This window comes from Streptomyces sp. NRRL F-525 (assembly GCF_000716605.1).
Classification (GTDB): domain Bacteria; phylum Actinomycetota; class Actinomycetes; order Streptomycetales; family Streptomycetaceae; genus Streptomyces.
The window spans coordinates 384,171-396,953 of the sequence record NZ_JNXE01000001.1; the positions used below are offsets into that span (position 1 = coordinate 384,171).

Genomic DNA, 12,783 nt, shown 5'->3' on the forward strand with positions numbered 1-12,783 from the left:
GAACCGTACTATCTTCTGTCACAACATCAGACATTCGGAGCAAATATGCCAAAAACGGATGAGCTGCTTGATGTGACGGAGACGGTGTTCCCGGCCGCCGTCCGCCCACCCGAGCGACGGCGCCGCGTCCTCCGCAGGCCCCCGCCGACCACGGCGCTCGTCATCGCGCTCGGCCTCGCCGTGGCCGTCCTCCTGCTGTCGGGCACGCCATGGCTGAACGACCCCGCCGTGGCGGCCTGGCGGACGGTCTGCCTGGCCATCACCGTGCAGGCGCTGCCCTTCCTCCTCCTGGGCACCGCCCTGTCCGGGGCCATCAACGCCTTTGTCCCGGCTGACCTGTTCACCAAGGTGCTGCCCAAGCGGGCCGCGCTCGCCGTCCCGGTCGCGGGTATCGCGGGCGCGGTCCTGCCGGGCTGCGAATGCGCGTCCGTGCCGGTCGCGAACAGCCTGATCCGACGCGGCGTCACCCCGGCCGCCGCCTTCGCGTTCCTGCTCTCGGCGCCCGCGATCAACCCGATCGTGCTGACCGCCACCGCCGTCGCCTTCCCGGGCAGCCCTGCCATGGTGCTGGCCCGGCTGCTCGCCTCGCTCGCCACCGCCGCCGTCATGGGCTGGCTCTGGCTCTGGCTGGGGCGCGAGGAGTGGCTGCGTCCCGTCGTACGGCACACCGGACACCGGTCGGGGCACAGCCGCTTCACGGAGTTCCGGCTCGGCTTCCAGCACGACTTCCTGCACGCCGGCGGCTTCCTCGTGCTGGGCGCGATGGCCGCGGCCACCTTCAACGTGACCGTCCCGCGCTCGGTCCTCGACACCTTCTCCGGCTCGCCCTGGCTGTCCGTGCTGTTCCTGGCCGGTCTCGCCGTCGTCCTCGCGGTCTGCTCCGAGGCCGACGCGTTCGTCGCCGCCTCGCTCACCGGCTTCTCGCCCACCGCCCGGCTGGCCTTCATGGTCGTGGGCCCGATGGTCGACCTGAAGCTGATCGCCCTTCAGGCGGGCACCTTCGGCCGGGCGTTCGCGGTGCGCTTCTCCACCGCGACCACCGTCGTGGCCGTGGCCGCCAGCGTCCTGATCGGAGGCGCCCTGCTGTGAAGCGCACCGCCCAAGTACTCCTCCTGGTCCTGACCGGCCTGGGCCTCCTGCACACCGCCCTCTTCACCGACCTGTACCTGCGCTACGTCAAGGAGGGCCTGCGCCCGCTCCTGATCATCTCCGGCGCCCTGCTCCTGCTCCTCGGCCTGGCGCACGCGATGTTCGACCGCGGATCCGGCGACGCGGAGGACCACGAGCACGACCACGGTCATGGACACGACCACTCCACGGCCCCCCGCATCGCCTGGCTGCTCTTCCTCCCCGCGCTCAGCCTCCTCTTCTACGCCCCGCCCGCCCTCGGCGCCTACACCGCCTCCCACGCGGGCAGCGAGACCGTCAAGAAACAGAAGGGGTTCGCCGCCCTGCCCGCGACCTCGCCCCTGCCGATGACCCTCACGGACTTCACCACCCGGGTCCAGCAGGACAAGGAGCTGGCCATCAAGGGCCGCAGCGTCGAGATGACCGGGTTCGCGACGCCGGTCCGGGGCGGCGGCTGGGATCTGACCCGGATCATCTTCACCTGCTGCGCGGCGGACGCCCAGACCGTGAAGGTGCACATGTACGGCACCCCCGCCCCGCCCGCCAACACCTGGCTGGCCGTCACCGGGACCTGGCACACCCAGGGCGCGCTCGGCACACGGACCGCCGCGGCGGCCCTCGACGTCCACGCCACCCGGAACATCGCCCAACCGGTCAACGCCTTCACGGACGACCTGCCCCTGACCCCGTCCTGAACCCCTTCCCGCGGGCATGAACTCCGGCCGGCAGCAGGGGTGTTGTGCATCCCCTCTGCCGGTCCGTCCCGCCGGGTTCATGTCCCGATCGCCTGGCATGTCCGAGAGTTAACGGGTCATTGGGGCACATGCGGTGTGAAGAGGGGGTCACCGCGTAAATCATCTTGTCATGGACCTGCTATCCGACGGGCGGATCGCGGTCTCATGGAGGTGTTGGATGCACCGCAGACTCGCCACCGGTCTCGCCGCCTCGACTCTGGCCCTGGCAGCCGTCGTCGCCACCGCGACAGCCGCCACCGCCGCCCCCGCCGACAAGCCCCAGATCCTTTCCAGCTGGACCCAGACCAGCGCGTCGAGCTACACCCTCTGGGCCGCGGCCCGCGCCAACCAAGTCGCCTGGTCCGCCTACGCGTTCGACTGGACCACCGACTACTGCTCCGACTCGCCCGACAACCCCTTCGGCTTCCCCTTCGCCACCTCCTGCGCCCGCCACGACTTCGGCTACCGCAACTACAAGGCCGCGAACGCCTTCAGCGCCAACAAGTCGCGGCTCGACAGCGCCTTCTACGACGACCTCAAGCGCGTCTGCGCGGGCTACAGCAGCGCCGTCGCGACCACCTGCAACAGCACGGCGTGGACGTACTACCAGGCCGTGAAGGTCTTCGGCTGACCGACCCGGAACTGCTCAGGCGGTGCGGGAAGGGCTGGGGACCGGGCCGACCGATGAGTTCGGGCGGCGCGGGAGGTCTACCGGGCATGAGCGAAAAAGTGATCTCCGGAATGTCCATGTCCCTCGACGGCTTCATCACCGGCCCGGACGACACCCGCGCCAACCCCCTCGGTGTCGGCGGCGAACGCCTGCACCGATGGGTCCAGGAAATGGACGACACCGACGCCAAGGTCCTCGCCGAGATGGCCGACGGCGTCGGCGCCGTCCTCATGGGCCGCCACTCCTACGACATCTGCGAAGGCGAGGGCGGCTGGGGCGACGGAGGGCCCGTGGGGAAGGTCCCCTGTGTCGTGCTCACCCACCACGCCCCCGATCCGGCCGACGTCGTCGCCCCCGACGTGTTCACCTTCGTCACCGACGGCATCGAGTCCGCGGTGGCCCGCGCCAAGGAGATCGGCGCCGGCCGGGACGTCGGGGTCCACGGTGCGACCGCCGCCCAACAGGCCCTGAACGCCGGTCTGTTGGACGAGATCCACATCATGCTCGTCCCGGTGCTCCTGGGCGCCGGCAAGCGGCTCTTCGACCACCTCGGCGGTCCCGTCGAACTCCGCCGGCTCTGGACGCGCGAGTCGCCGGACATCACCCACCTGCGCTTCGAGGTCCTGACCAAGCACTGACCAGGGCTCACGGTGCCCCGCCGCCGTCACACGGCGACGACCCGCACCCCCGCCTCCTCGAACCGCCGCACCATGTCCGCCCCCACCCCCGCGTCCGTCACCAGCGTGTTCACCGCCTGGGCCGAGCAGATCCGGGCGAACGCCCGCTGCCCCAGCTTGCTGGAGTCGGCCGCGACGACCACACGCTCGGCGCGCTCGCACAGCAGCCGGTTGATGGCGGCCTCCGCCTCGTCGTGGGCCGCCGCGCCGTGTGTCACGTCGAAGGCCACCACACCCAGCACCGCCACATCGACGGTGATCTGCGAGAGCACCCCGTCCGCGAGCGGCCCGACGAGTTCGTACGACTGCGGTCGCGCGACCCCGCCGGTCAGCACGATCTTGAACTGGGGCCGTACGGCGAGCTCGTTGGCGATGTTGAGCGCGTTGGTCACGATGGTCAGCGCCGGTGTTCCGGAGGTGAGGTCGCTGCGCACGGCCAGGGCGCGGGCCACCTCCGTGGTCGTCGTGCCGCCGGTCAGGCCCACCGCCTCGCCGGGCGCGACGAGTTCGGCGACCGCGGCGGCGATGCGCTGCTTCTCGGAGGCGTGCCGGGCGGTCTTGTAGCGCAACGGCAGTTCGTACGACACCCCGTGCACGACGGCGCCGCCCCGGGTGCGCACCAGCATCTGCTGCTCGGCGAGCTGGTCGAAGTCACGGCGGATCGTCGCGGCCGACACCGCGAGGTCGGCCGCGGCCTCCTCGACATCCAGCCGGCCGCGCTCGACCAGCAGGTCCAGCAGCGCTTTCCAGCGGGCGTCGCGCGACATCCGCACTCTCCGTTCCTCGATTCTCCGGCGACCCTAGCGCACACGATCCTTCCTCAATTGCTTGATTGTGCTCGAAAGCTCGCTATATCTTGCAGGAACAAGCATCAACGGGGAGGGGTACGGCATGACCTATGTCGAGGACGAGCTGAACAGTCAGCCCGAGTGCTGGATACGCGCCGCGGCGGAGGCGCCCCGGTACCGGGACGTACTGCCGGCGCCGGGGGAGCGGGTCGCGATCGTCGGCTGCGGCACCTCGTACTTCATGGCCCAGGCGATCGCCGCCCTGCGTGAGGGGGCGGGCCAGGGCGAGACCGACGCCTTCGCCGCCTCGGAGTTCCCGCACGGGCGGACGTACGACCGGGTCCTCGCCCTCACCCGCTCCGGCACCACCACCGAAGTGCTGGAACTCCTGCGGGAGTTGAGGGGGCGCACCCGCACCACCGCGATCACCGCCGACCCGCACACCCCCGTCATGACGGCCGCCGACGACATCGTCGTGCTCGACTTCGCCGACGAACGGTCCGTCGTCCAGACCCGGTTCGCGACCACCGCCGTCACCCTGCTCCGCGCGCACCTGGGCCTGCACACCGATGCCGCGGTCGCCGACGCCCGCACCGCGCTCACCGCCGACCTGCCCCAACAGCTCGTCGCCTGCACCCAGTTCACGTTCCTCGGCCGCGGCTGGACCGTCGGGCTCGCCAACGAGGCCGGGCTGAAGATGCGCGAGGCCTCACTGTCCTGGACCGAGGCCTACCCGGCGATGGAGTACCGGCACGGACCGATCAGCATCACCACCCACGGCACCGCCACCTGGATGCTCGGCGAGGCACCCGAGGGACTCGCCCAACAGGTGGGCGCCACCGGCGGGTTGTGGATCGAGGGCGGCCTGGACCCGCTCGCCGAACTCGTCCGCGCCCAGCGCCTCGCGGTCGCCGTCGCCGCGTACCGCGACCTGGACCCGGACCGCCCGCGCCACCTCACCCGCTCGGTGATCCTCGCCCCCTGAAGCCCGCGACTCCAGGCCAGGAAAGGAAAGCCCGTGCCCCTCGTCACCACCGGCGAGCTCGTCACCCGCGCCGCCGAGGCCCGCTCCGCGGTCGCCGCCTTCAACATCATCACGCTGGAACACGTCGAGGCCGTCATCGCCGGCGCCGAGTCCACCGGCGCCCCCGTCGTCCTCCAAGTCAGCGAGAACGCCGTCAAGTTCCGCTACGGCCGCCTCCTCCCGCTCGCCCGCGCGGCCGTGGCCGCCGCCGAACGGGCCGCCGTACCAGTGGCGTTGCACCTCGACCACGTCCAGAGCGACGACCTGCTGCGACAGGCACAGGCCGCCGGTTTCAGCTCCGTCATGTACGATGCGGCCCGCCTGCCCTACGCCGAGAACCTCGCCGCGACCCGCGCCGCCGCCGACTGGGCCCACGCCCAAGGGCTGTGGATCGAGGCCGAGTTGGGAGAGGTCGGCGGCAAGAACGGCGAACCGCCCCTCGACGCCCACGCCCCCGGCGCCCGCACCGACCCCGCCCAGGCCCGCGCCTTCGTCGCCGACTCCGGCGTGGACGCACTGGCCGTGGCCATCGGCAGCTCGCACGCCATGACCACCCGCACGGCCACCCTCGACCACGACCTCCTCAAGCGGCTCACCGCCACCCTGGACGTCCCCCTCGTCCTGCACGGCTCCTCGGGAGTCCCCGACGACGAACTGACCGCGGCCGTCGCCGGCGGCATCACCAAGGTCAACGTGGGCACGGCCCTCAACCAGGCGATGACCGGCGCGATCCGCACGTTCCTCGCCGATCACCCCGAGGCGGTCGACTCCCGCAAGTACCTGAGCGTGGGCCGGGAGGCGATGGCCGGGGCGGTGGCCCGGATCATCGGCGTGCTCGCGGGAGGCGGGACTTTGCGGACACGGCCTAGCGCTTGACGGCCTTCAGCACCACGAACTTCGCGTCGCTGGCGACCAGTTGGCTGTTGCCGAAGAGCCGCTTCAGCTTCACGTGGTAGGCGAGATGACGGTTGCCGATCACCCACAGCTCGCCGCCCGGCCGCAGCGCGCGCCGCGCCCCGCTGAACATCCGCCAGGCCGTCGCGTCGGTCGTCGCCTGGTGGGAGTGGAACGGCGGATTGTTCAGCACGAGGTCCACGCTGTCGGCCGGGACCCCGACCAGCCCGTCCCCGACCCTGAACTCGGCATGCCCGGGTGCGCCGTTGGCCTTGTACGTCGCCTCCGCCGAGGCCACGGCCTGGAACGACTCGTCCACGAACAGGACTTCGGCCTCCGGATCGGCCAGCGACACCGCCGTACCGACGACTCCGTTGCCGCACCCGAGGTCAACGACCTTGCCGAGCCCACGATTTGAGGGCAGATGCTGGAGGAGGAAACGAGTCCCGATGTCGAGGCGCTCGGCGCAGAACACACCGGCGTGATTGACCACGGTCCGCCCCGAGACGACACCGATGCCGTCGGGCAGGGCGTAGCTGTGCGGCCAGGGGTTGGTGCCACGTGCCCCTGACGACCGGGGCGTGCAGTGGATCAGCCGGGCCTTCTTCTCGGCCAGCGAGGTCCGGGTGGGGCCGAGGATCCGCTCGAACAGCTTCAGCGTCGAGGTGTGGATCTCCTTCACCATGCCGGTCCCGACGACGACGGTGTCGGCGTGCACCGCGGGCGCCAGCCGCAGCAACTGGTCCTCGAGCAGCGCGAGGCTCTTCGGCACCCGGACCAGCAGCACGTCGACGCGCTCGGGCGGCGGGTCCTGGGTGGTGAGGAGCTGTACGGAATCAGCGTCCACCTCGTTGCGCGCGAGGTTCGCCCTGGTCGCCTCCTGGGTGAGGAACGAGTCCGTGATCTGCACCGGACCGTGCGCCGCGAGCGCCGTGGCCAGGGCGCCCCAGCGGTCGCCCACGATCACGACCGTGCCGGACAGTGGTGTGTCCTGTTCCGCGAGCTGCCGCAGAAGGTATTCGTCGGAGGCATCCCAGGCGCGCAGCCGGTCGCGCGGGTCCTCGGGGAAGCGGGCCAGGGCGCGGTCGCCCCACGGAGTCGTCATTCGGTCGATATGGTCGTCCATCGTGCGCCAAGGCTAACCGAGCGCCAGCTCATGGCCGATCGGACCGCCGGGGGCGGCCGCCCTGGAGCGGCGGCCCCGGAGTCCGCCCGTCCGTCGCACGGGAGTCCCGGGGCCGCCGCGTTCGTGCCGTCGCTCAGGTTCTCAGTTGCTGCCGCCCTGACTCAGGTCGGTGGTCTCCTTCTTGTCGAGCGGCCGGATCGTGATCTTCTTGATCATGGGTGCCTCCATCGAAAGACGGGCAGAACCTTGTCACGTGGTTCACGAGTGGACCAGTATGTCATGTGCGCGTCAAGTGAGGCGAGGGGGATGCCCGGGTGACGGAACCTGTCCTGTGGGAGCGGAACGCGACCTCGCCCTGGCGGCCCCGGGTGAAGCCGGAGCACCGTCCCTACGTGACTCGCGACGGCCATGTCCGCATCGGGAGCGTCGTCCACGGGATCGGCGCCGAGATCGAGGACCCGGACGGCTGGGTGTGGCCGCTGACCCAGGCTCTGGACGGCATCCGCACCGCGCCCGAGATCGCCGCCGCCGTCGCCGCGGCCCACCCCGGACTCACCACCGACGACGTCCTGGGAGCCATCGCCGATCTCGCCGAGGCCGGGTTCCTGGAGGACGCGTCCGCCCCGCTGCCCCCGGAGTTCACCGAACGCGACCGGGAGCGCTACGGCCGCGGGGTCGCCCTGCTGCGCTGGATGGACCTCTCGCCCCGCACCGGGAGCTGGGAGGTGCAGCGCGGGCTGGCACACGCGCGCGTGCTGCTCGTCGGACTCGGCGGCGCCGGCGGTGGCGCGGCCCAGGGGCTCGTCGCCTCCGGCATCGGTCACCTGCGCTGCCTGGACCCCGACGTCGTGGAGCTCTCCAATCTCAACCGGCAGGTCCTCTACCGGGAACGGGACATCGGCCGGCCCAAGGTGGACGCGGCCCTGGAGTCCCTGCGTGCTCTGAACTCCGATGTCGAGATCACCGGCGCGCGGCAGCGGATCGACAGCCCCGACGAACTGGAGGCACTCCTGGGCCCGGGACCAGGTGGCGGCGGCCCCGACCTGCTCGTGCTGAGCGCCGACCATCCGCCCGAGATCCGCCACTGGGCCAACCATGCCTGTCTGCGGACCGGCACACCGTGGATCGAGGGCGGCTACCGGGGACCGTACGTCACGGTCGGGGTGTTCGCGCCCGGCCGTGGCGCCTGCTTCGAGTGCCACCGCGACCAGGACGCCGACTCCCGCGATCTGCGCCTCGCGCCCGGCCAGGACCCGGAGTCGGTGTCGCCGCGGATGGACTGGGGCCCCGTCAACGCGGCGACCGCCACCCTCTCGGCCGGCCTGCTCGTCCACGCGGCGATCAGCCTCCTCACCGGCGTGCCGGCGGTCGAACCGGGCTACCGGTACGGCATCAACCTGATGCTGCCGGGAGAGGCGGAGCTGAACCGCTACCCCCGGCGACCCGCCTGCCGGTCCTGCGGCGGGAACGCGCCGTGAGCGACGGCGCGGCGACGACGATCGCGGTGGGGGCGGCCTCCCGGGTGCGGCTGCACGACTTGACCCGGCGGCCGGACGGTGGGGAGTGGATCGTCGGACGCCGCGAGACCCGGACGTTCGTGGCCGTACCCGAAGCCGGTATCCGCGTCATCCGGCTGCTGGAGCGGGGCCTGAGCGTCGAGGAGTCCCAGGAGCGGCTGCTCGCGGAGACCGGCGAGGAGGTCGACGTGGCCGACTTCGTCCGCGACCTCATCGCCCTGGGCTTCGTGGCCGAGGCGGAGGGCCGCCCGCTGGCCACGGACCCGGTACGCCCGGCGTCCCTCGCCGGACTGCGGCCCGCACACGTGCGCTTCCTGCTGAACCCATGGCTCCCGCTGCTCCCGGCCGCCCTCGTCCTCGCCGCCCTGACCGCCTTCCTACGGCATCCCGAACTCATGCCCACCTACCACGACCTGTTGTGGAGCGACCGGGGAAGCGTCGTGATCCTCACCGGTGCCGTCGTGGGCTGGTCGATCGTCCTGCTGCACGAGCTGGCGCACCTCGCCGTGGGCCGGGCCGCAGGCGTCCCCGGCCGGATCGGATTCGGGACCAGACTGCAGTTCCTGGTCGTCCAGACGGACATCAGCGGCATCGAACTCGCCCCCAGACGCCACCGGTTGACGGCCTATCTCGCCGGCATCGCCGTCAACCTCGGCGTGGCCGCCACCGCGTTCCTGCTCCTCACCGTGACAACGCCCGGCTCGGCCGCGCACCGGCTGCTCGCGGCGACGGTCCTGTGGGCGCTGCTGCCGCTCACCTTCCAGCTGATGATGTTCATGCGCACGGACGTCTACTTCGTCCTGCAGGACCTGACCGGCTGCCGGGACCTGTACGGGGACGGCCGCGCCTACGCCCGTCACCTGACCAGGCGCCTGCTGCGCCGGGAGGACCCCGCGGCCGACCCCAGCCGCCCGCTGCCGCCGGCCGAACGGCGTGCCGTGCGGGTCTACAGCGCGGTCCTGGTCGTCGGAACCGCCCTCTGCCTGGCCGGACTCGCGTTCTACACCGCTCCCGCGGACGTCCGGCTCGCCGTCCGCGCGGTGGCCCACCTGCGCGCGGCGCACACGGGCGCCGACCTCGCCGACGCGCTCTTGACCCTCGCCTCGCTGGCCGCTATCCACGTGCTGTGGCTCACCACGCGCTGGCGCAACCGCCGGTCCCGTCGCGGAAGTTGACCGAAAGGTGTCCCCGCATGTCAGACCTGTTCCCGGCCACCGGGGGCACATACCTCGACCAGGACGCGTACATCGCCGACTTCGACCGCCGCTTCTGGCGCACCGACGCCGAGGGCTTCTGGAAACTGGAGCGGATGCAGAGCTACGACGAGGGGGACTTCCCCAGCTGGCAGGCGCTGCGCCACGGCGACTGGGACCAATCCCTGCGCCTGATCGAGGAGTTGCGCCCCGAGTACGAGGAGCACTACGGCAAGATCGCGGCGGCGGGCTTCGCGATGCACCGGGTCCGTGTCGTCGAGACCCCGCTCATCCCGTACATCCAGTGGGAGTTGACCATCCTCCACACCAAGTTCGGGTACGGGGAGCGCGTCAACGTACTGGACGCCGCGGAGGTGGCGGGGGAGGAGACCGAGGGCCCTCTGCCGGAACTCTGCGTGATGGGCACCGACGCGGTGTACGTCCTCGACTACTCCCCGGCGGACGAGCCCAACGGCGCCGTCCGCCACACCGACCCCGCCACGGTGACCCGGGCCCGCACCTTCATTCAGCGCCTCTACGCGGCCGGCGAGGCCCTGGACACCTATTTCCCGCGCGAGGTGGCCGGACTGCCGGCTCCCCGCGGTCTGTGACGCCGGCCCGGGCAGAATGGCGGGCATGGACGCCGAACTCTTCCCGAGGCTCCGGACGGAGGTCGCTCCCGGCGCCGTACACCTCCCGGACTGGCTCGACCCCGAGCACCAGCGCGACCTGCTGGAGGCCTGCCGCACCTGGGCCCGCCCACCCGCCGGCCTGCGCACGGTCCACACCCCCGGCGGCGGCACGATGACCGCCCGGCAGGTCTGCCTGGGCTGGCACTGGTACCCGTACGCCTACTCCCGCACGGCGACCGACGGCGACGGCACCCCTGTCAAACCCTTCCCGACCTGGCTCGACGAACTCGCCCAGCGGGCGGTCACCGACGCACTGGGGGCACCGACGGCGTCGTACGACATCGCCCTGATCAACTTCTACGACGGCGACGCCCGCATGGGCATGCACCGCGACAGCGACGAACACTCCGGCGCCCCCGTGGTCTCCCTCAGCCTCGGCGACACCTGCGTCTTCCGCTTCGGCAACACCGAGACCCGCACGAAGCCGTACACGGACGTCGAGTTGAGAAGCGGCGACCTGTTCGTGTTCGGGGGGCCGTCGAGGCTGGCGTATCACGGGGTGCCGAGGGTGTACGAGGGCACGGGGCCAAGGGAGTTGGGGCTGAGGGGGAGGTTGAACGTGACGCTGAGAGTGAGCGGCTTCTGAACGGGGGGAGTGGGACGCGCCCTGAAGGGGCGCGGGGAACTGCGCGACCAGCCCCCACCGGCCGTCACTGTGAACTCGACCTCCATCGGTTCTCTCCGCGGATCATGGGAGACTCGCCCTCATGAGCGGCGGCAAGGCGGACCCCCGGCCGGCGGGGGATGGAACCACCTCAAGGGCACGACTGGACCGGGGTCGCGGAGCACTCGGCCCCGCACTCGAGCTCGTGCACACCGGCCGCGCCCCCACCCGAGCTGTACTCACCGCCGAACTGGGCGTGACCCGCGCAACGGCAGGCGCGGTAGCCGCCGAGCTGGAGGCCCTCGGCCTGATCAGGGTCGACGCCAGGCCCGGCGCCGCAGCCGGTTCACAGGGACGACCTTCGCACCGCCTCGCCCTCGCAGAGGACGGCCCCGTCGTCCTCGCGGCCCAGGTGCACGCAGACGGCTTCCGCGCCGCGCTGGTAGGCCTGGGCGGCCAGATCGTCGCGACCGCCCCCGGCTGCGAGGCCGTGGACGCCGACCCCGCGAAGGTACTGGGGTCAGTCGTCGAGGCCGGCGCGGATCTGCTGCGCGAGACCGGCCGGCGCTGCGTAGGCGCCGGACTCGCCGTACCGTCCGCCGTAGCCGAGCCCGAGGGCCTGGCCCTCAACCCCCTCCACCTGGCCTGGCCCGCAGGCGCCCCCGTGCGGCGCATCTTCGCCGAGTGCGTGCGCGCGGCCGGCCTCACCGGACCCGCGTTCGCGGGCAACGACGTCAACCTCGCCGCACTCGCCGAACACCGGCACGGTGCCGGCCGCGGCGCCCGCGACCTGCTGTGCGTGGCGACCGGGCACCGGGGTGTCGGCGGCGCGCTGGTGCTCGACGGGCGTCTGCACACGGGGAGTTCGGGCCTCGCGCTGGAGGTCGGGCACCTCACCGTGAACCCCGAGGGCCGCCCCTGCTACTGCGGCAGCCGCGGCTGCCTGGACGTCGAGGCCGACCCGCTCGCGTTCCTCACCGCCGCAGGCCGTGAGCCCGGCCCCGAGGTGTCCCTGCTCCAGGAGTCCAACGAGCTGATCCGCCACCACTACGACGACCCGTCCGTCCGGAAGGCCGCCGAAGCGCTCATCGACCGGCTCGGACTGGGGCTCGCGGGCCTGGTGAACATCCTCAACCCCGACCGGATCATCCTCGGCGGACTGCACCGCACGCTCCTCGACGCCGACCCGGACCGGCTGCGCGCGGTCGTCGCCGACCGGAGCCTGTGGGGGCAGAGCGGGGGCGTGCCGATCCTCGCCTGCACCCTGGATCACAACAGCCTGGTCGGGGCAGCCGAGTTGGCGTGGCAGCCGGTCCTCGACGACCCGCTGGCCGCACTGTCCTGACAGCGGACGCGGGCGCCCGGCGGCCGCCTGGAAGACGCCGTGGAAAAGGTGTGTGGTGGGCCCGTTGGGTCCGTGACCCGAGTGGGTCTATCGTCGGAAACCTAAGGCCAGAGGATGGAGGCGGCCGGTGATGCCGCAGGACGAGCCCGTGATCGGATGCACGGGAGAGGTGATCATCGAGACCCGGGGAAGCGCGGGGCCCGGCGAGATCCTCGTGCGGGTCCGGGGCGGCTCGGAGACATTCCTGGCCTGGTCGGATGATCCCCTGCCCACGGGGGCCAGGGTGCTCGTGATCGAGTCCCGTGGACGACGTGCCGTGCACGTCATCGAGTGGGCGGATCCATTGGACGCGCTGGACGGCGAACCCGCCGGCGCAGAGTGAGGAGCAAGA

14 protein-coding genes are annotated in these 12,783 nt (G+C 71.8%); 12 read left to right on the top strand and 2 right to left on the bottom strand.

Features of this window, described 5'->3' with window-relative positions:
• Positions 1–45 precede the first annotated feature (45 nt).
• The 4 genes from OO69_RS01710 (at position 46) to OO69_RS01725 (ending at position 3,170) form a co-directional block, all read left to right on the top strand.
• Complete coding sequence (locus OO69_RS01710; protein ID WP_234444304.1) at positions 46–1,089, top strand: permease; 1,044 nt, start codon at positions 46–48, stop codon at positions 1,087–1,089.
• A complete protein-coding gene (locus OO69_RS01715) occupies positions 1,086–1,823 on the top strand; it encodes a TIGR03943 family putative permease subunit (RefSeq protein ID WP_033278503.1) in 738 nt (245 codons plus the stop codon). Before OO69_RS01710 ends, OO69_RS01715 begins: the two co-directional genes overlap by 4 nt.
• Before the next feature lie 217 nt (positions 1,824–2,040).
• Entirely contained in the window at positions 2,041–2,493 is a 453-nt protein-coding gene (locus tag OO69_RS01720; RefSeq protein ID WP_033278504.1) for a phospholipase, read from the top strand.
• An 86-nt stretch (positions 2,494–2,579) separates the two neighbouring features.
• Positions 2,580–3,170 (top strand): dihydrofolate reductase family protein, encoded by a 591-nt coding sequence (locus tag OO69_RS01725; RefSeq protein ID WP_033278505.1) that lies wholly within the window; start codon positions 2,580–2,582, stop codon positions 3,168–3,170.
• Between the two features lie 26 nt (positions 3,171–3,196).
• Here OO69_RS01725 and OO69_RS01730 read toward each other — a convergent pair whose 3' ends face one another.
• On the bottom strand, positions 3,197–3,976 hold the full coding sequence (locus tag OO69_RS01730) for a DeoR/GlpR family DNA-binding transcription regulator (RefSeq protein ID WP_033278506.1): 780 nt from the start codon (positions 3,974–3,976) through the stop codon (positions 3,197–3,199).
• 124 nt (positions 3,977–4,100) lie between these two features.
• Here OO69_RS01730 and OO69_RS01735 point away from each other — a divergent pair, with 124 nt between their 5' ends.
• Positions 4,101–4,982, top strand: coding sequence for an SIS domain-containing protein (locus OO69_RS01735; RefSeq protein ID WP_033278507.1), 882 nt, complete (start codon positions 4,101–4,103; stop codon positions 4,980–4,982).
• A gap of 33 nt (positions 4,983–5,015) precedes the next feature.
• A complete protein-coding gene (locus OO69_RS01740; protein ID WP_033278508.1) occupies positions 5,016–5,897 on the top strand; it encodes a class II fructose-bisphosphate aldolase in 882 nt (293 codons plus the stop codon).
• On the opposite strand, the gene OO69_RS01745 is transcribed toward OO69_RS01740, so the two are convergent.
• Positions 5,887–7,020, bottom strand: coding sequence for a methyltransferase (locus OO69_RS01745; protein ID WP_033278771.1), 1,134 nt, complete (start codon positions 7,018–7,020; stop codon positions 5,887–5,889). The genes OO69_RS01740 and OO69_RS01745 overlap by 11 nt on opposite strands.
• A 335-nt stretch (positions 7,021–7,355) precedes the next feature.
• Between OO69_RS01745 and OO69_RS01750 the strand changes: the two genes are divergently transcribed.
• From OO69_RS01750 to OO69_RS01775, 6 genes are all read left to right on the top strand, one after another.
• Complete coding sequence (locus OO69_RS01750) at positions 7,356–8,519, top strand: HesA/MoeB/ThiF family protein (protein ID WP_234444305.1); 1,164 nt, start codon at positions 7,356–7,358, stop codon at positions 8,517–8,519.
• On the top strand, positions 8,516–9,733 hold the full coding sequence (locus OO69_RS01755; RefSeq protein ID WP_051800709.1) for a hypothetical protein: 1,218 nt from the start codon (positions 8,516–8,518) through the stop codon (positions 9,731–9,733). The genes OO69_RS01750 and OO69_RS01755 overlap by 4 nt, the downstream gene beginning before the upstream one ends.
• A 17-nt stretch (positions 9,734–9,750) precedes the next feature.
• A complete protein-coding gene (locus tag OO69_RS01760) occupies positions 9,751–10,362 on the top strand; it encodes a DUF6879 family protein (protein ID WP_051800710.1) in 612 nt (203 codons plus the stop codon).
• A gap of 25 nt (positions 10,363–10,387) precedes the next feature.
• Entirely contained in the window at positions 10,388–11,029 is a 642-nt protein-coding gene (locus OO69_RS01765) for an alpha-ketoglutarate-dependent dioxygenase AlkB family protein (protein ID WP_033278509.1), read from the top strand.
• A gap of 121 nt (positions 11,030–11,150) precedes the next feature.
• On the top strand, positions 11,151–12,392 hold the full coding sequence (locus OO69_RS01770; protein WP_078652252.1) for an ROK family protein: 1,242 nt from the start codon (positions 11,151–11,153) through the stop codon (positions 12,390–12,392).
• 130 nt (positions 12,393–12,522) lie between these two features.
• Complete coding sequence (locus OO69_RS01775) at positions 12,523–12,774, top strand: hypothetical protein (protein ID WP_033278775.1); 252 nt, start codon at positions 12,523–12,525, stop codon at positions 12,772–12,774.
• Positions 12,775–12,783: the final 9 nt, after the last annotated feature.

What these genes read in the sequence shown, in the direction of transcription:
- OO69_RS01730 (WP_033278506.1), bottom strand. Translation starts at nt 3,976, where the DNA reads ATGTCGCGCGACGCCCGCTGGAAAGCGCTGCTGGACCTGCTGGTCGAG.
- OO69_RS01735 (WP_033278507.1), top strand. Translation starts at nt 4,101, where the DNA reads ATGACCTATGTCGAGGACGAGCTGAACAGTCAGCCCGAGTGCTGGATA.
- OO69_RS01710 (WP_234444304.1), top strand. Translation starts at nt 46, where the DNA reads ATGCCAAAAACGGATGAGCTGCTTGATGTGACGGAGACGGTGTTCCCG.
- OO69_RS01725 (WP_033278505.1), top strand. Translation starts at nt 2,580, where the DNA reads ATGAGCGAAAAAGTGATCTCCGGAATGTCCATGTCCCTCGACGGCTTC.
- OO69_RS01760 (WP_051800710.1), top strand. Translation starts at nt 9,751, where the DNA reads ATGTCAGACCTGTTCCCGGCCACCGGGGGCACATACCTCGACCAGGAC.
- OO69_RS01720 (WP_033278504.1), top strand. Translation starts at nt 2,041, where the DNA reads ATGCACCGCAGACTCGCCACCGGTCTCGCCGCCTCGACTCTGGCCCTG.
- OO69_RS01765 (WP_033278509.1), top strand. Translation starts at nt 10,388, where the DNA reads ATGGACGCCGAACTCTTCCCGAGGCTCCGGACGGAGGTCGCTCCCGGC.
- OO69_RS01770 (WP_078652252.1), top strand. Translation starts at nt 11,151, where the DNA reads ATGAGCGGCGGCAAGGCGGACCCCCGGCCGGCGGGGGATGGAACCACC.
- OO69_RS01745 (WP_033278771.1), bottom strand. Translation starts at nt 7,020, where the DNA reads ATGACGACTCCGTGGGGCGACCGCGCCCTGGCCCGCTTCCCCGAGGAC.
- OO69_RS01775 (WP_033278775.1), top strand. Translation starts at nt 12,523, where the DNA reads ATGCCGCAGGACGAGCCCGTGATCGGATGCACGGGAGAGGTGATCATC.